The 16,582-nt window shown below is 46.5% G+C and carries 16 protein-coding genes and 1 other RNA gene; 11 read left to right on the top strand and 6 right to left on the bottom strand.

Annotation, left to right across the window (positions count from 1 at the left end):
• The first annotated feature begins 88 nt into the window (after positions 1 to 88).
• The 3 genes from fbaA to GOL65_RS09475 all read left to right on the top strand — a co-directional run bounded on the left by fbaA (position 89) and on the right by GOL65_RS09475 (position 2,785).
• A complete protein-coding gene (gene fbaA, locus GOL65_RS09485; RefSeq protein ID WP_140921502.1) occupies positions 89 to 1,165 on the top strand; it encodes a class II fructose-bisphosphate aldolase in 1,077 nt (358 codons plus the stop codon).
• Positions 1,166 to 1,353: 188 nt separating this feature from the next.
• Positions 1,354 to 1,980, top strand: coding sequence for an arginine exporter ArgO (gene argO, locus GOL65_RS09480; RefSeq protein WP_140921503.1), 627 nt, complete (start codon positions 1,354 to 1,356; stop codon positions 1,978 to 1,980).
• A 142-nt stretch (positions 1,981 to 2,122) separates the two neighbouring features.
• Positions 2,123 to 2,785: an oxidative stress defense protein gene (locus tag GOL65_RS09475; protein WP_179038287.1), complete on the top strand. Its 663-nt coding sequence runs from the start codon at positions 2,123 to 2,125 to the stop codon at positions 2,783 to 2,785.
• Positions 2,786 to 2,846: 61 nt separating this feature from the next.
• On the opposite strand, the gene GOL65_RS09470 is transcribed toward GOL65_RS09475, so the two are convergent.
• Positions 2,847 to 3,740 carry a LysR family transcriptional regulator ArgP gene (locus GOL65_RS09470; RefSeq protein WP_130590421.1) on the bottom strand — a complete coding sequence of 298 codons (894 nt, stop codon included), beginning with the start codon at positions 3,738 to 3,740 and terminating at the stop codon, positions 2,847 to 2,849.
• Between the two features lie 149 nt (positions 3,741 to 3,889).
• Between GOL65_RS09470 and rpiA the strand changes: the two genes are divergently transcribed.
• Together rpiA and serA are read left to right on the top strand one after the other, a co-directional pair.
• Positions 3,890 to 4,549 (top strand): ribose-5-phosphate isomerase RpiA, encoded by a 660-nt coding sequence (gene rpiA, locus GOL65_RS09465; RefSeq protein WP_140921505.1) that lies wholly within the window; start codon positions 3,890 to 3,892, stop codon positions 4,547 to 4,549.
• 291 nt (positions 4,550 to 4,840) lie between these two features.
• Entirely contained in the window at positions 4,841 to 6,073 is a 1,233-nt protein-coding gene (serA, locus tag GOL65_RS09460; protein ID WP_140921506.1) for a phosphoglycerate dehydrogenase, read from the top strand.
• 70 nt (positions 6,074 to 6,143) lie between these two features.
• On the opposite strand, the gene GOL65_RS09455 is transcribed toward serA, so the two are convergent.
• From GOL65_RS09455 to zapA, 3 genes are all read right to left on the bottom strand, one after another.
• On the bottom strand, positions 6,144 to 6,731 hold the full coding sequence (locus GOL65_RS09455) for a 5-formyltetrahydrofolate cyclo-ligase (RefSeq protein ID WP_140921507.1): 588 nt from the start codon (positions 6,729 to 6,731) through the stop codon (positions 6,144 to 6,146).
• 37 nt (positions 6,732 to 6,768) lie between these two features.
• Positions 6,769 to 6,952, bottom strand: a non-coding RNA gene (gene ssrS, locus GOL65_RS09450) — 6S RNA.
• A gap of 104 nt (positions 6,953 to 7,056) precedes the next feature.
• Entirely contained in the window at positions 7,057 to 7,386 is a 330-nt protein-coding gene (zapA, locus tag GOL65_RS09445) for a cell division protein ZapA (RefSeq protein ID WP_130590425.1), read from the bottom strand.
• Between the two features lie 296 nt (positions 7,387 to 7,682).
• On the opposite strand from zapA, the gene GOL65_RS09440 reads away from it, so the two are divergent.
• From GOL65_RS09440 to ubiI, 4 genes are all read left to right on the top strand, one after another.
• A complete protein-coding gene (locus GOL65_RS09440) occupies positions 7,683 to 8,252 on the top strand; it encodes a YecA/YgfB family protein (RefSeq protein ID WP_140921508.1) in 570 nt (189 codons plus the stop codon).
• A 927-nt stretch (positions 8,253 to 9,179) separates the two neighbouring features.
• Positions 9,180 to 10,496: a Xaa-Pro aminopeptidase gene (gene pepP, locus GOL65_RS09435; RefSeq protein WP_140920989.1), complete on the top strand. Its 1,317-nt coding sequence runs from the start codon at positions 9,180 to 9,182 to the stop codon at positions 10,494 to 10,496.
• Positions 10,493 to 11,674, top strand: a complete 1,182-nt coding sequence (ubiH, locus tag GOL65_RS09430; RefSeq protein WP_140920980.1) for a 2-octaprenyl-6-methoxyphenyl hydroxylase — start codon at positions 10,493 to 10,495, stop codon at positions 11,672 to 11,674. Before pepP ends, ubiH begins: the two co-directional genes overlap by 4 nt.
• Before the next feature lie 11 nt (positions 11,675 to 11,685).
• A complete protein-coding gene (gene ubiI, locus GOL65_RS09425; protein ID WP_140920979.1) occupies positions 11,686 to 12,894 on the top strand; it encodes an FAD-dependent 2-octaprenylphenol hydroxylase in 1,209 nt (402 codons plus the stop codon).
• Between the two features lie 26 nt (positions 12,895 to 12,920).
• On the opposite strand, the gene GOL65_RS22185 is transcribed toward ubiI, so the two are convergent.
• Both GOL65_RS22185 and GOL65_RS22180 read right to left on the bottom strand, forming a co-directional pair.
• Positions 12,921 to 13,634 carry a glycosyltransferase family 9 protein gene (locus GOL65_RS22185; RefSeq protein ID WP_228723081.1) on the bottom strand — a complete coding sequence of 238 codons (714 nt, stop codon included), beginning with the start codon at positions 13,632 to 13,634 and terminating at the stop codon, positions 12,921 to 12,923.
• Positions 13,635 to 13,661: 27 nt separating this feature from the next.
• Positions 13,662 to 14,450, bottom strand: coding sequence for a tetratricopeptide repeat protein (locus GOL65_RS22180; protein WP_228723080.1), 789 nt, complete (start codon positions 14,448 to 14,450; stop codon positions 13,662 to 13,664).
• A 546-nt stretch (positions 14,451 to 14,996) separates the two neighbouring features.
• On the opposite strand from GOL65_RS22180, the gene gcvT reads away from it, so the two are divergent.
• Both gcvT and gcvH read left to right on the top strand, forming a co-directional pair.
• Entirely contained in the window at positions 14,997 to 16,103 is a 1,107-nt protein-coding gene (gene gcvT, locus GOL65_RS09415) for a glycine cleavage system aminomethyltransferase GcvT (RefSeq protein WP_140920978.1), read from the top strand.
• Between the two features lie 72 nt (positions 16,104 to 16,175).
• A complete protein-coding gene (gcvH, locus tag GOL65_RS09410) occupies positions 16,176 to 16,565 on the top strand; it encodes a glycine cleavage system protein GcvH (RefSeq protein ID WP_140920977.1) in 390 nt (129 codons plus the stop codon).
• The last annotated feature ends 17 nt before the right edge of the window (positions 16,566 to 16,582 follow it).

The raw sequence follows: 16,582 nt of genomic DNA, 5'->3' as shown, positions 1-16,582 counted from the left end.
ACGGGAGGCTTGCCTCCCGTTTCTTCTATTATTTATAGGGTAAAATTATTTTATCCATCAATAACCAATGAAAAATAGGACGAGTAGCATGTCTAAAATTTTTGATTTCGTAAAACCGGGTGTTATCACTGGTGATGATGTTCAGAAAGTATTCAAAATTGCTAAAGAGAATAATTTCGCATTACCTGCAGTTAACTGCGTAGGTACTGATTCTATCAACGCGGTTATTGAAGCAGCTGCAAAAGTTCGTGCTCCGGTCATTGTTCAGTTTTCTAACGGCGGCGCTCAGTTCATGGCCGGTAAAGGTATGAAACTGGAAGGTCAGGGCAATGCTATCGTTGGTTCCATTTCCGGTGCTAAACATGTGCATTTGGTTGCTGAACATTATGGTGTTCCGGTAATTCTGCATACTGACCATTGCGCTAAGAAATTACTGCCGTGGTTAGATGGCCTGTTAGATGCGGGTGAAAAACATTTTGCAGAAACCGGCAAACCTCTGTTCTCTTCTCATATGATCGACTTGTCAGAAGAGTCTCTGGAAGAAAACATTGAGATTTGTAGTAAGTATCTGAAGCGTATGTCCAAGATTGGTATGACGCTGGAGATCGAACTGGGTTGTACCGGTGGTGAAGAAGATGGCGTTGATAACAGTCATCTGGATAACTCTGCGCTGTATACTCAGCCAGAAGATGTGGATTACGCTTACGAGAAGCTAAACGCTATCAGCCCACGTTTCACTATTGCTGCTTCATTTGGTAACGTTCACGGTGTTTATAAGCCAGGTAACGTACAGCTGACGCCAAAAATTCTGCATAACTCTCAGGAATATGTTTCTAAGAAACATAACCTGCCACACAACAGCCTGGATTTCGTATTCCACGGCGGTTCTGGTTCAACAGCAGCAGAAATTAAAGAAGCTGTTGGTTATGGCGTAGTAAAAATGAATATCGATACCGATACCCAATGGGCAACCTGGGAAGGTATTCTGGAATACTACAAGAAAAATGAAGGCTACCTGCAAGGCCAACTGGGTAACCCGGAAGGCGCAGATAAACCAAACAAAAAATACTATGACCCACGTGCATGGTTACGTGCTGGTCAGGTAACCATGATTGCTCGTTTAGAAAAAGCATTCAAAGAACTGAACTGCGAAAACGTACTGTAATCGTTATTGCTTTAATTAGTTGATAAACACCGGTTGGTAACAGCCGGTGTTTTTTTATGGTATTAAGCCCCCTAATTGATCATTAGCTGCACCTAATGGGTAATAAGAATTATCCATTTCTCATTCTCATCATCACCCGCTAGTCTATCGCCCGATGAAATCTGTGAAGAGTTAAAGCGAGGAATAACGTGCTGGTAGCCTATTTTCAGGGAATTATTTTAGGGATGGCGATGATTTTGCCTATTGGGCCGCAGAATGCTTTTGTGCTGTCTCAAGGGATTCGCCGTCAATATCCGGTGATGGTGGCAGCACTTTGCGCCATTAGTGATGCCATTTTAATTTCTCTGGGCGTGTTTGGTGGTGGGGCGCTCCTGGCCCAGTCGCCTCTGTTGTTGCAACTGGTCACCTGGGCTGGGGTAGTGTTTTTACTCTGGTACGGATGGGGGGCGTTTCGTGAGGCATTCAAATCCGATCCTGATACCTTCAGTATGGATAACCAGACCCTGCATACACGTTATCGAATTATCGCCACTGTTTTGGCAGTCACCTGGCTAAATCCACACGTTTATCTGGATACTGTAGTGGTATTAGGCAGTCTGGGTGAGCAGTTTGGTGATTTAAGATTGTGGTTTGTCATTGGTGCAGTAACAGCCTCAATTATTTGGTTCTTTTCACTGGCACTGCTGGCGGCCTGGATGGCTCCCTGGCTGCAAAAGAGTCAGGCTCAGCGTGGCATCAATCTGGTGGTTGGCACAGTAATGTGGGTGATCGCTATACAACTGGCCAGGCATGCGCTTTCAGGATTGTTTGCCTGAGTTAATATTCATCTTGGGTAAACGGAACGTCAGGATGTTGTAAATTCTGTTGCCATTGTTCCGGATAATTCTATCATTGGTTCGGTTATGCATTGATGGCACAGACTTCGCGCCATCAGGATATTCTTTCCGAGGAGAGTTCATGAAATTAAAAGCGCTGGCGATGGCAGCTGTGGTTGCCATGTTACCAATGACGATGCAGGCTGCAGAGTTGCCCGATGGTCCACATATTGTAACTTCAGGTACCGGAACCATTGAAGTTCAGCCGGATATGGCAACTTTACTGATCGAGGTAAAAGTATCTGATAAGGATGCTGCGGTAGCGAAAAAGCAAAACGATGAACGTGTTGCTAAGTATATGGAGTTTCTGGAGAAAAATGGCATTGCCAAAGCTGATATTGATGCGGCTAATATCCAGACCCGGTTGGAGTACAACTATCCAAACAGTAATGATAGTAGCAAAGTGGTAAAAGACTATGCTGCGGTTCGTCAGGTGAAAGTAACCGTTCGTCAGTTGGATAAGTTGAACACCTTGTTAGATGGCGCATTAAGTGCAGGCCTGAATGAGATCCGTGATGTCACGCTAGGCGTAGCTAAAGACGATACCTATCGTAATGAAGTGCGTAAAAAAGCCGTTGAGAATGCTAAAGTGCAGGCAGAAGAGTTAGCAAAAGACTTTGGCGTTAAGCTGGGACCGGTATTTAGCATTCGCTATCGCGCTGCTAACCCAATGCCAGTGCCGATGATGCGTGCTTATAAATCTGATGCTGTCTCTGCCAGCGGTATTGATCAAACATACCAGTAGCAGAGCATCAGCTTTAACGATCAGGTTGACGTAGTATTTGATATTCAACGTTAATCGCGTATCAGATTTGTCTTAATACCTGACGCCCGTAACTTAACAGGGCGTCAGTGACTCCCCGCATAATCTTGCTTTCTGGCGAGAAACGATGCCAGTAAAGCATCCGGCGCTGACAGAGTCCCGGTGTCAAATCCATTAATTCACCGTTAGCCAGCTCCCGCTCAATTTGCAGGTGTGGGATCATACAACAAGTGGTTCCCTGTTTTGCCAACTGCACAAAGGCTTCTGAAGAGCTAACAATATGGCAGGGTACGCTGCCCGGCGGCAGGTCAAAGTTCTGCTGTAAGAATGCCTGATGCATATCATCCAGATGGTCAAACGCCACCGCAGGCGCTTTAAGCAGTGCGGAGCGAGTCACTCCGTTCGGAAAATAGCGTTCAGCAAAGTCAGGTGATGCTACGAAGATATAGTCCAGTGCCCCTAGCTGATCCACCAAACAGCGCGGTAGCGCCTGAGGCTGAATACTTACTGCTCCAACTACTTCTCCTAAACGTAACCGTTCCTGAGTTCGGGTTTCATCTTCAACCTGTAGGTTTAAGCGAATGGGAGAGTCAGACAATACCGGTTTGAGTGCCGGTAATAGCCAGGTTGCCAGACTGTCGGCGTTAACGGCGAGAGATAGCTGTAACGGAGAGTCAGCACTGCCTTCATCGCTTAGCCATTCATCTTCCAGTAATTCTACCTGATGCAACAGTGCCAGCAGTTTTTGCCCTTGTTCAGTAGGGCGCGGCGGAACGGTACGGATCAGCAACGGCTGACCATACAGGTATTCAAGCTGTTTAATGCGTTGAGATACGGCTGATTGTGTAATACATAACTTTTGTGCTGCACGTTCAAAACCGCGCTCACGGATAACCGCATCCAGCGCCTGAAGTACGCGATAATCTGGGCGTTTCATTCCTAAGTATTCTCCGTTTTAATCAGACCGTCTCTCTATCACTATGCCATACTTTTTAGATTATCGTATGTTTCTGACAGGTTTAACTGTTTCGCCTCGTGGGTTAATCTATAATAATCACATTTTTGACAGCGTAGGTAGATTTCACCATGACTCAAGATGAACTGAAAAAAGCAGTAGGCTGTGCGGCACTGAAATATGTGCGTCCGGGAACCATTGTAGGCGTTGGAACTGGCTCAACTGCTGCGCATTTTATTGATGCGTTAGGTTCAATAAAAGACCAAATCGAAGGGGCCGTTTCCAGCTCCAATGACTCAACAGCCAAACTGAAGAAGTTGGGAATTCAGATTTTTGATTGTAACGAAGTAGATTCTCTGGACATCTATGTTGATGGTGCCGATGAGATTAATGGTCACATGCAAATGATTAAGGGTGGTGGCGCAGCGCTAACCAGAGAAAAGATTATTGCAGCGATTTCTCGCAAATTTATCTGTATTGCTGACAGCTCTAAGCAGGTTGATATTCTGGGAGCTTTTCCTCTGCCGGTAGAAGTGATTCCGATGGCCAGAGCCTATGTCGCCAGAGAGCTGGTCAAACTGGGTGGAATGCCAGAATATCGTCAGGGTGTGGTTACTGATAATGGCAATATCATTTTGGATGTGCACAATCTGAAAATTATGGATGCCGTAGCGATGGAAAATAAGATTAATAACATCGCCGGAGTGGTAACTGTAGGGTTGTTTGCTAATCGTGGGGCCGATGTGGCACTGATTGGCACTGCTGATGGTGTGAAAATTATCGAATCGTAATTATGTAACACCCCGAATTTTATATAACCCTATAAAATTCGGGGAAATATTCAAAAATTATTACATATAATTAAAAAAATATTAATTTGGTGATATATATCACACTTAGCATTTTCGTAACGTTAAGACGCTGCTCTTCTCCATTAGCGGCAGAATAAACCACCTAAATTAAAACATTCACTTACGCCTTCTACTGATATATAAGCAATCGATTGTATTGCCGTAACTTCTATTTTTGATATGTTGGTTAGACAGGGTCTATATAATAATCACTAGGGCAAGGTTCAGCAGATGGTAAAAGTATCGTTAGAAAAAGAGAGAATTAAGTTTCTCCTGGTGGAAGGTGTTCACCAAAGTACGGTTGATAACCTGCGTGCAGCGGGTTATACCAACATTGAATATCATAAAGGTGCATTGGATGATGAAGAGCTAAAAGTAGCGATTCGTGACGCGCACTTTGTCGGTATTCGTTCCCGTACCCATTTAAGTGCAGATATTTTGGCAGCAGCAGAAAAGCTGGTTGCTATTGGTTGTTTCTGCATCGGTACCAATCAGGTGGATCTGCATGCAGCCGCTAAACGTGGTATCCCTGTGTTTAACGCACCATTCTCCAATACTCGTTCCGTTGCAGAGATGGTGTTAGGGGAAATTCTACTGTTACTGCGTCGTATTCCTGAAGCTAACGCCAAAGCTCACCGCGGTGAGTGGTGTAAGCTGGCGGTTGGTTGTTTTGAAGCTCGCGGTAAAAATCTGGGAATCATTGGTTACGGCCATATCGGAACTCAACTGGGTATTCTGGCGGAATCTATCGGTATGAACGTTATGTTCTACGATATTGAAAACAAGCTGCCGCTGGGAAATGCTACTCAGGTGCGTCATTTATCTGACCTGCTAAATATGAGCGATGTGGTGACATTACACGTACCGGAAACCGCCAGCACCAAGAATATGATGGGCCATAAAGAACTGGCTCTGATGAAGCCGGGTGCCGTACTGATCAATGCTTCACGTGGTACGGTCGTGGATATTCCGGCGTTGTGTAGTGCACTGGAAAGTAATCATATTGCTGGTGCCGCTCTGGATGTGTTCCCAACCGAACCGGCAACCAATCAGGATCCGTTTGAATCACCATTAACCGCTTTTGATAATGTGTTGATAACGCCGCACATTGGTGGTTCGACTCAGGAAGCTCAGGCCAACATTGGTAATGAAGTTGCGGGCAAACTGGCGAAATATTCTGATAACGGCTCAACGCTTTCTGCGGTTAACTTCCCGGAAGTTTCCCTGCCGGCACCGAGTGAAAATGTCAGTCGCTTGCTGCATATTCATGAAAACCGCCCAGGGGTTCTGAATCAGATTAACCATATCTTTGCAGAAGAGGGTATTAACATTGCCGCTCAGTTCCTGCAAACCAATAATGATATCGGTTATGTGGTTATCGATGTGGAAACCGATCGTTCAGATGAAGCGCTGGAGCATATGAAATCGATTCAGGGCACTATTCGTGCAAGATTGTTGTTCTAACCGGGATTGATTGTAAATAAAGGCGGCTAATTAGCCGCCTTTATTTTTGCCATTTTTCTGGTGATAGTTTTTACCAACACCAGTCACGGGAGGGGGTAATAATCTCCGGCAAAGGAATGTCCCAGTCTTCACAGGATAAAGCGTCAACCTGTTGGCAATCATGGGCAACTCCGATGGGCCAGGAGCCATTATTGCGCCAGTTTTTTAACGTTCGGTCATAGTAGCCACCACCCATTCCCAGACGATTTCCCTGTGCATCAAAAGCAACCAGAGGTGTAATAATTACATCCAACTGTGACACAGGTAAAACCGATTGCACGTTAAGCCGGGGTTCCTGAATGCCAAAGGGATGTGAAACCATTGGAGTTTCTGGCGTGTAGTGTAAAAACAGCAGATGACCAGGACTAAAAGGGTGCAAAACCGGCAGATAAAGCGATTTCTTTTGTTGCCAGAGTGCCAGAATCAATGGCCGGGTATCGATTTCGCCATCAAAAGAGAGAAACAGGGAGATGTGCTGAGACGTTTTGATTTTAGGATGGTTACACAGTTTTTGGCACAGTATCTGAGCGGCCGAGTGCTGTTGTTCAGGCGTTAAACTATTGCGGAGTTGGCGGACTTTTTTTCTGAGTATTTGACGAGCAGAAATCTCAAAGGTCATACCGGATAGGCTTATATCAAAGAATGAACATACAAGAGAGGACTCCGAGGTGCCGTCCCGGGCTGTAACCCTTGAACCCTTGGTTCAAGGTGAACATGAATTTACAGTTATCAGGCTTCCCGGACGGACCGGGCATGCACACAAATTGTAAGAATCCACATTCTGTTGGTTTGAAATATCGGCTCAGGGGACTGGCCCGATAACGCACACCTCAGAGAATTTTTTCAGAAACCGTACACTACGTTTTCTATGATTCTTGGTTAGTTAATCTGTTTGACCAACTACACATTAACTATAACAACATTTATAAAAGAGTATATGGGTTTTATTCAAATTTTGCACCCTGACGTTTCGATATCAGGTTCTGTTCGACTAAAGCTTGTTCAATTGTATGCTGCAACGTGCGAATTCGCTCTTCCATATTTTTAGCATAATCATCGGTTTTATTTTTTTCCTGAGCCAGCTCATAGCTGATATTCAGCGCAGCAATGAAAACCAACTGTTCTGTATTAGTCACACGAGTACGAACCTTTAAGTCCTGTAAGCGTTGACTCAAGTCTTCTGCGGCCTTATTCAGAGCCTCTTTTTGCTCTGGCGGGCAGTTTACCCGTAACGATCTGCCGAAAATTTGTAAATCTACCGGTTGTGCTGACATGTCACCTTCCTGCCGAATTTCGACCTGTGCTCTTTGTATGGAAAACCCGGGGGACCCAATCAACTAAGAGACGAATAAATAAAACAGATATCACTAATCTAACAAACTACGGCCATTATACCAAACTATCGCTTTGTGTGGGGCGGTACCTTCGGACTATGATTAAAAGATAGATATTCTCCTGACAAGTGCAGGGAGAAAGTACTTAAGATTTATGCCTTTTATGGAATCGGATCTGCGGTTGGTGGTAGCATAGCGCTAACTTATCTGACCTTACCTATGGTGGTGAATCATTCATGATGACCGAGAACACGCTTCCCTCTTATCAAACACTGAATACAACGTTGACACAACATCATATCGGGATGACTGCATCAGAAATGCATGGCCTGATTAGTGGCTTACTGTGCGGTGGCAGCAATGATAGTAGCTGGACAGTGATGGTCCATGATTTGACCAATGAAGGTATCGCGTTTGGTTATCCACTGAAGGATATGGTGACGCAATTATACGATGTGACCAAACAAGATCTGGAAGATGAAGGTTTTGACTTTGACCTAATGGTACCCGATGACGAAAGCTCAGTTTTTGAACGTATTGATGCTCTGTCAGGTTGGGTTAACCATTTCTTGCTGGGACTAGGCATGATGCAGCCTAAGCTGGCGCAAGTAAAAGGGGAAACCGGCGAAGCGATTGACGATCTGCGTAATATTGCTCAGTTGAGGTATGAAGAAGATGAAGACCAGGATGAGCTGGAACGCTCGCTGGCAGAGATTCATGAATATGTGAGAATGGCGGCGATGTTGTGTCATAACGAGTTTGTTGGGACGGGGGTTCCGGCAGCGGGGAAACCGACATTGCATTAATTTTTGATGCACGTTTTGTGGCTCCAGAAGTCGTTGTTTGAATGTTTGATCAAGTGTAAGTTTCGCCGCTTTAGGTGTTGTGGCTATCTCGGCAAGGGTGTTTGCGTCGAGCAAAGGGGCGTTAGGGCGAACGCCCCTCTGCACTCCCCGCGCCAACGCAGCCGACTGTTGACCGCCGCGTTGCGGCGGCAACCTCAGTCAGCCCAGAGGCTTAACGCACCGGCATAGAGCCGCTCCCGGCGTCGCTATGCCTCTCACCGCATCCATGCGGTTCGTGCTGCCTCTGGTCTTCCTTCGGCAACATTCGGATGCTTTAACCTGAAGGGCAAAGGGCAAAGGGCAAAGGGCAAAGGGCAAAGGGCAAAGGGCAAAGGGCAAAGGGCAAAGGGCAAAGGGCAAAGGGCAAAGGGCAAAGGGCAAAGGGCAAAGGGCAAAATATAAATATTAAATTCCCGAATGAAATGTTTGGTTGGCAGTTAGCATTGCTAATCGGAGGGAGAGGCTGCCGTTGGGGTCGTAGCAGCTTTAGCTGCCGGAGCGCCCCTAGGCTGACTAGGCCCGACGCCCTCCAAACTAAAGTACAGATGGTCTTCCGGCCGAACACAAAGATGATATGAGCAACACTGCTTTTACGGCCGGAATATCCACAGTAGCCAATAGTAAGAAATGTTAATCGGAGGGCCAAGCCCGACGCCCTCCAAACTAAAGTACAGACGGTCTTCCGGCCGAGCACAAAGATGATATGAGCAACACTGCTTTTACGGCCGGAATATCCAAAACAGCTAACAGCAAAAGAAGTTCATCAGAGGGTCAAGCCCGACGTTCTCTGATCTAAAGTACAACCGGTCTTTCGGCTGGACTCCGTGGCAATTTGCAACAGTCCCATAAAATTTTCATCAATCCGAACGCGAAAGGACAGCAACTATGATTACGTTATCTGAATTCCAGCGCCGCCGTCAGGCTCTACTCTCTAAGATGGCATCCGGGAGCGCGGCGATTATTTTTGCTGCGCCGGAAAGAACCCGCAGTGCTGATTCAGAATATCCTTTCCGTCAGAATAGCGATTTCTGGTATCTCACTGGATTTAATGAGCCTGAAGCGGCGTTAGTGTTAATTAAAAGCGATGAAACCCACAGCCACAGCGTGTTGTTTAATCGGGTACGTGATTTAAATGCGGAAACCTGGTTTGGTCGTCGCCTGGGGCAGGATGCCGCCCCGCAAAAACTGGGTGTCGATCGTGCTCTGCCTTATGACGATATCCATCAACAGCTTCATTTGCTGTTTAACGGCCTTGATGTGGTGTACCACGCTCAGGGACAGTATGACTATGCGGATAGCATCGTGTTTATGGCGCTGGATATTTTACGTAACGGCAGCCGCCAGAACTTACGTGCACCGGCAACTATGACGGACTGGCGTCCGTGGCTGCATGAAATGCGTCTGTTTAAATCACCAGAAGAAATCGTTGTCATGCGCAAAGCGGGTGAAATTACCGCTAAAGCCCATACCAGAGCAATGGAACGATGCCGTCCCGGCATGTTTGAATATCACCTTGAGGCTGAAATTCACCATGAGTTTACCCGTCACGGTGCCCGCTATCCAGCTTATAACACCATTGTTGGCGGTGGGGAAAATGGTTGTATTCTTCACTATACGGAAAATGAGTCACCGCTGAAAGATGGCGATTTAGTACTGATCGATGCCGGATGCGAATACTATGGCTATGCTGGTGATATCACTCGTACTTTCCCGATTAACGGTAAATTTAGTCCGGCACAGCGCACTATTTATGACATCGTATTAGCTTCTCAATATAAAGCCATTTCGTTGCTCACCGCCGGACGCAGTATTCGTGATGCCAATGAACAAGTGATCCGCATTATGTTACAAGGGCTGGTGGAAGCTGGTGTACTGGAAGGTGATGTGGAACAACTGATGGCGGATAAGGTTCATCAGCGCTTTTATATGCATGGCCTGAGTCACTGGCTGGGACTGGATGTTCATGATGTGGGTAACTACGGTTCTTCCACTCGCGACCGTCTGTTGGCTCCGGGAATGATACTGACCGTAGAACCCGGACTGTATATCGCACCTGATGCGGATGTACCAGCCAGATTCCGCGGTATTGGTATTCGTATTGAAGATAATATTTTGATTACCAAACAGGGTTGTGAAATTCTGACGGCAGGCGTAGTGAAAGATCCGGATGATATTGAAGCTTTAATGGCAGGAGCACGACAATGAACTCAGTGATTATTGTTGGCGGAGGCATGGCGGGAGCAACGCTGGCTTTAGCGCTGTCAACGCTGAGCAAAGGCCGTATTCATATTGATTTAGTCGAAGCAGTACTGCCGGAAAATGCGGAGCACCCGGGGTTTGACGCTCGTGCTATTGCACTGGCTCAGGGAACCTGTCAGCAACTGGCTCGCGTTGGTATTTGGTCAACATTGGCTGATTGTGCAACAGCAATTAAAACAGTGCTGGTGACTGAGCGTGGTCATAGCGGCATGGTAACATTGCGGGCTGATGATTATGCTCTGCCTGCATTAGGCCAGGTAGTGGAACTGCACGATGTTGGTAATCGACTGTTTTCGCTGCTGAAAAAGGCATCAAATATTACATTGCACTGCCCGGCTAAAGTCGTTGAAACCCAACGTGATATCTCCCGGATTCAGGTAACATTAGATAATGGTCAGAACTTATCGGCTGCGCTTTTAGTGGCGGCAGATGGCTCTTTCTCCTCGGTGGCTACCTCGCTGGGTATGGAGTGGAGTGAAGAGGATTATCAGCAAATAGCTCTGATTGCGAATGTTACTACCGCTTTACCCCATCAGGGAAAAGCCTTTGAGCGTTTTACGCCTCAGGGGCCAGTAGCATTACTGCCTATGTCAAAAGGGCGTATGTCGCTGGTGTGGTGTATGGAACAGGCTCAACAACAGCATGCTATGGCATGGGATGACCAAACCTTTGTTAAACAGCTACAGCAGGTGTTTGGCTGGCGATTGGGAGAAATTGTTTCGGCAGGGCAGCGGACCAGTTATCCACTACGTTTACGTACTGCACGCCAGTCGGTCAGCCATCGGCTGGTTCTGGTTGGCAATGCTTCACAAACGGTGCATCCTATTGCCGGACAGGGGTTTAATTTAGGGCTGCGCGATGTGATGTCGCTGGCCGAGACATTATCGCAGGCGGTTGAACAGCAGGAAGATCCAGGCAGTTATGGCGTTTTACGCCGTTACAGCCAGCGCCGCCAGCCGGATCAGCAGGCAACCATTGGCCTGACGGACGGCTTGATTCACCTGTTTGCTAATCGTTACGGGCCACTGATAGTGGCAAGAAATCTTGGATTAATGGCCATGGACAGCTGTGAGTTACTCCGGCTGCCTTTAGCGCACAGAACCCTTGGCTGGGTTAAACGATAGGACAATCGTTCATGCACTCTTATGATGTAGTTATTGCCGGTGGCGGCATGGTTGGACTCTCTCTGGCCTGTGGATTACAGGGTAGCGGCCTGCGTATTGCTATTGTTGAAAATCAATTGCCTGATGAATCTCTGTCTACCGATCCAAGCCTTAGGGTTTCTGCGATTAATGCTGCCAGTGAACGTTTTCTGGATTATCTCGGCGTATGGAAAGGTATTGAAGCTTTACGCCTGAGCCCTTATTCCGCTATGGACGTTTGGGATCGGGACAGCTTTGGTCGCATTGCTTTTAAAGCGGAAGATTACGGTTATACCCACCTGGGGCATATCATAGAAAATGATGTGATTCATAAAGCTCTGTGGGATAAAGCTAATAGCAGTGGTGATATTACTTTGCTGGCACCTGCCCGACTTAAACAGGTGGTCAGAGGCGAAAATGAAGCCTTTATCACTCTGGAAGACGGGCGAATGTTGAGTGGTCGCCTGGTTGTTGGTGCTGATGGCGCTAATTCATGGGTGCGCCAACATGCCGATATTCCTCTGACATTTCGTGATTACGGTCATCATGCTTTGGTGGCAACTATTCGCACCGATGAACCTCATCAACATTGTGCTCGTCAGGTGTTTCATGGTGACGGAATTCTGGCTTTCCTGCCGCTATGGCAATCAGATTTGTGCTCAATTGTCTGGTCATTACCGCCAGAAAAAGCCGAACAAATGAAACATATGGATGAGCGGCAGTTTAACCATCAACTTGGCATTGCATTTGATAATCGTCTGGGACGCTGTCAGGTAGTCAGTGACAGAGCCATATTTCCTTTAACGGCTCGTTATGCGCGCAGTTTTGCTGCTCACCGACTGGCACTGATTGGTGATGCGGCACATACCATCCATCCTTTGGCCGGGCAGGGCGTTAATCTTGGCTTTATGGATGCAGCCTGTCTGATAGAAGAGATTCGTCGCTTACAGAAGCAGGGTAAAGATTTAGGTAATTATCTCTATTTGCGAAAGTATGAACGCAGTCGTAAGCAGAGCGCAGTAATGATGCTGGCGGCAATGCAGGGCTTTCGCGATCTGTTTGATGGCGATAATCCGGCGAAAAAACTGTTTCGGGATGTCGGACTTAAACTGGCAGATACGTTGCCGGGGGTAAAACCTCATCTGGTTCATCAGGCGATGGGATTGCGCGATTTACCAGACTGGCTGGCAAGCCCATTATAGGGCGTTGCCAGCGTTATATTGGGTGATTAGGCCTTAGTTTGTTGATCATGCCACTGGACTAAGGCGTCGCGAATTCGTCCAATCACTTCAGGCCACGATTTTTCATCATTGTGACGGAATAGGCGCATAGCTGGATACCAGGGTGAGGTTTCCTGCCCTTTGATCCACCGCCAGTCAATGGCAAAAGCAGGGAGCATGACCCAACATGGTTTATTCATGGCTCCGGCAAGATGAGCAACGGAAGTATCAACGGTAATCACCAGATCCAACTGCCCGATAATTGCCGTAGTATCCTCATAATTGGTTACCTGATGCCCTAAGGCCAGAATAGGAAACTCTGCTGGTGCATTAATGGCTTCGTCTTCGCCTTCTCCCTTCTGCAAACTGACCCATTCAATATCAGGTACTGACCATAATGGATGCAGTACTGATAAACTGGCCAAAGAACGGTTGCGATCGTTGGCGTGCTGAGATGAACCTTTCCATACCAAACCTACACGTAAACGACGGGAATTCTCCGCAGGCAAGCGCCATTGTTCTGGTATTTGAGAGGGAGCAAAGACATAAGGTGGTTGCAGGGCAAAAGGGTCCTGACTGTTAACAAAATGTCGCGGTAAGTCTAACAGCAAACTCCAAACGTCAAACTCCGGCAATGTGGCTGGATTGTCGTTATCTAATACGATAACACCGTCGATATTGGGCAGAGATTGCATCAGAGCATACAGCGCCGGGCGGCACATCAGATAAACTGCGGATGCACCTTTCTCCTACTTCAGACGAGTAGCGAAGCGGCAAAATTGTATTTCATCTCCCATTCCCTGTTCCGGATGTACCAGAATAGCTTTTCCGGTCAGGTCCTCACCTTCCCAATAGGGGCGGTTAATTGATGGCAGATTAACAAAACGGTGGTAATTATTTTTGCTGTAACGACTACGGTAGAGTTCCCAACCCTGTTCAAAATTTCCTTGTTGCATTAAAACCATGCTTAAGGTGTTTTGAGTTCGGGCATCTTGTGGAGAGAGTTCTAAAAGGCGGCGCATATGTTCAGCTGCAGGTTCTAACTGTTGCATATGGGCCAATACTGAACTTAACCCAAATCGTGCTTCCAGATGGTTTGGATCGGATTCTAAAGCTAACTGATACTGTTCGGCGGCTTCCTGATAGCGGTCTATTTTATGTAGCATAATGCCGTAGTTATTGCGGCAGCCTGCATAGGATGGCAGTACGGATAGCGCCACCTGATAGTATTTTTCGGCATTAGCAAAGTCTTCACGGTCATAGTAGGTAAGACCTAAGCCGTTTAATGAACCGAGATTGTGCGGGTCCACGGCCAACACACGCAAGTAATAGCGTTCAGCTTCATCCAGTTTTCCACTACGACGGTAAAGACGCGCAGCTTCCTGTAAAAACCAGATGTCCTTAGGGGCGAACATCAGCCGGACCTGAATTTTTTTCAAGGCTTCTTCAGTTTTTCCGGCATTAATTAATTCTGTCACTGCCTGCTGTAGAGACTGTTGAGTGGCAGCGGGTCTGCTAACCTTAGCTTTTTTCTTCATAAAACGTACTGTAACTTCCCATATTTTCGTTTATGACGAGGCGAACACTTCCCTGATAAACCGTCACCAACATTGCGACAGAATGACGCATGTATGGCTGAAAGTGGTGCGTTTAATAGCCGTAATCATATACTAAAAAGCAGAAAGTATTGAGCCTTATGCCGGGATAAGGCCGACTGTGCGTTGGGTTCTGTTGCATACAGAAAAAACGAAGAAGTAAATTAAGCTTCAGGCATGAAAAATTCTAATCTTCTGATTGTTTAATCATTAGTTTATCTAATTCGAATATGGATTTAATTAATTGTTAATTAAGTCATTGTTAAATATCGGCCTCTGATTCCTATCGAACTTTAATAAAACCAATACTGATTTCTGTGCAGAAAAACGCAGTTTATGAATCAAAACTACTGCATCATAGCAATTGTTCACATGTTGCGATAATTATTAACAATTACGTTAACTTATTATCACATAAAGTCAGATGCCACTTTTGGCACCCGATTTATTTATTACGGGATTTACCCTGAAGTATTTAAAGAGGACGCAATGACCAATAAGACCCCTCTGTACGATAGACATCTCGCCTGTGGCGCCCGCATGGTTGATTTCCATGGTTGGATGATGCCACTGAATTACGGTTCACAAATCGATGAACACAATGCCGTACGTCAGCACGCAGGTATGTTTGATGTATCCCATATGACTATTGTGGATTTGCACGGCGTTAACACCCGTGAATTTCTTCGTTATCTGTTAGCAAACGATGTCGTCAAGTTAACTCAACCTGGTAAAGCACTGTACAGCGCAATGCTGAATGCTTCGGCTGGGGTGATTGACGATCTGATTGTCTATTTTCTGACAGAAGATTTTTTCCGCTTGATTGTGAATTCCTCTACCCGCGAAAAGGATCTGGCGTGGATTAGTGAACATGCCAGGCCCTTTGCCGTCGAAATCCATGTACGTGAAGATCTGGGATTAATTGCGGTACAAGGGCCAGAGGCGAAGCAAAAAGTCGCTACCTTACTGACAGAAGAGCAGCGTCAGGCGGTTAGCCAGATGAAACCCTTCTTTGGCGTTCAGTCTGGCGATTTGTTTATTGCCACTACCGGATATACCGGGGAAGAGGGCTATGAACTGATGATGCCAGCCAGCCAATTGGATGACTGGTGGCAGAAGCTGATGGCTGAAGGCGTTAAGCCTTGTGGTTTAGGGGCCCGTGACACATTGCGTCTGGAAGCGGGAATGAACCTGTATGGTCAGGAGATGGATGAAGGGGTTTCTCCTTTAGCCGCCAATATGGGTTGGACTATTGCCTGGGAGCCAGCAGATCGTGACTTTATTGGTCGTGCAAGATTAGAGGTTCTGCGTAAACAGGGCACTGACAAACTGGTTGGCCTGGTAATGACTGAAAAAGGTGTGTTGCGTAATGAGCTGCCGGTGATGTTTTGTGATGCGGCGGGTAAAGAGCATCAGGGTGTGATCACCAGCGGTACCTTCTCCCCTACGTTGGGTTGCAGTATTGCTCTGGCGCGAGTTCCACAGGGTATTGGTGATATAGCTATTGTGCCAATTCGCAATCGTGAAATGCCGGTACGGGTAGTTAAACCCGGATTTGTGCGTAATGGTAAATCGCTGTTGGAGCCAACAGAATAAATCAGATTAATTATCCTGAATCACTGAATTAAACAGAGTCAGTTAAAAATAGACATAAAAATGGAGATCGACATGAGTAATGTACCTGCTGATTTGAAATATGCGACGTCTCACGAATGGGTGCGTGAGGAGCAAGAGGGTGTGTATACCGTTGGAATTACTGACCATGCTCAACATTTGTTGGGTGATATGGTGTTTGTTGAACTCCCGGAAGTGGGTGATGAAATCTCTGTTGGTGAAGAATGTGCTGTTGCCGAGTCGGTAAAAGCTGCTTCAGATATTTATGCACCACTCAGTGGTGAAGTTATTGCTGTTAATGACCAACTGAGTGATGCACCAGAATTAGTTAACAGTGAGCCATACGCCGAGGGATGGCTGTTTAAAATCAGAGCCAATGATATTAATGAGCTCAATAGTTTACTGGATGCTGCAGGTTACCTCGCAACGCTGGATGACGAGTAACTGATAAAACGCCCTGT

It is taken from the genome of Limnobaculum xujianqingii (assembly GCF_013394855.1).
Lineage (GTDB): Bacteria > Pseudomonadota > Gammaproteobacteria > Enterobacterales > Enterobacteriaceae > Limnobaculum > Limnobaculum xujianqingii.
The sequence above is the reverse complement of the archived record's forward strand: the minus strand, read 5'-3'. Positions and strand labels throughout refer to the sequence as shown.

What these genes read in the sequence shown, in the direction of transcription:
- fbaA (WP_140921502.1), top strand. Translation starts at nt 89, where the DNA reads ATGTCTAAAATTTTTGATTTCGTAAAACCGGGTGTTATCACTGGTGAT.
- GOL65_RS09475 (WP_179038287.1), top strand. Translation starts at nt 2,123, where the DNA reads ATGAAATTAAAAGCGCTGGCGATGGCAGCTGTGGTTGCCATGTTACCA.
- GOL65_RS09470 (WP_130590421.1), bottom strand. Translation starts at nt 3,740, where the DNA reads ATGAAACGCCCAGATTATCGCGTACTTCAGGCGCTGGATGCGGTTATC.
- rpiA (WP_140921505.1), top strand. Translation starts at nt 3,890, where the DNA reads ATGACTCAAGATGAACTGAAAAAAGCAGTAGGCTGTGCGGCACTGAAA.
- serA (WP_140921506.1), top strand. Translation starts at nt 4,841, where the DNA reads ATGGTAAAAGTATCGTTAGAAAAAGAGAGAATTAAGTTTCTCCTGGTG.
- GOL65_RS09455 (WP_140921507.1), bottom strand. Translation starts at nt 6,731, where the DNA reads ATGACCTTTGAGATTTCTGCTCGTCAAATACTCAGAAAAAAAGTCCGC.
- zapA (WP_130590425.1), bottom strand. Translation starts at nt 7,386, where the DNA reads ATGTCAGCACAACCGGTAGATTTACAAATTTTCGGCAGATCGTTACGG.
- GOL65_RS09440 (WP_140921508.1), top strand. Translation starts at nt 7,683, where the DNA reads ATGATGACCGAGAACACGCTTCCCTCTTATCAAACACTGAATACAACG.
- ubiH (WP_140920980.1), top strand. Translation starts at nt 10,493, where the DNA reads ATGAACTCAGTGATTATTGTTGGCGGAGGCATGGCGGGAGCAACGCTG.
- ubiI (WP_140920979.1), top strand. Translation starts at nt 11,686, where the DNA reads ATGCACTCTTATGATGTAGTTATTGCCGGTGGCGGCATGGTTGGACTC.
- GOL65_RS22185 (WP_228723081.1), bottom strand. Translation starts at nt 13,634, where the DNA reads ATGTGCCGCCCGGCGCTGTATGCTCTGATGCAATCTCTGCCCAATATC.
- GOL65_RS22180 (WP_228723080.1), bottom strand. Translation starts at nt 14,450, where the DNA reads ATGAAGAAAAAAGCTAAGGTTAGCAGACCCGCTGCCACTCAACAGTCT.
- gcvT (WP_140920978.1), top strand. Translation starts at nt 14,997, where the DNA reads ATGACCAATAAGACCCCTCTGTACGATAGACATCTCGCCTGTGGCGCC.
- gcvH (WP_140920977.1), top strand. Translation starts at nt 16,176, where the DNA reads ATGAGTAATGTACCTGCTGATTTGAAATATGCGACGTCTCACGAATGG.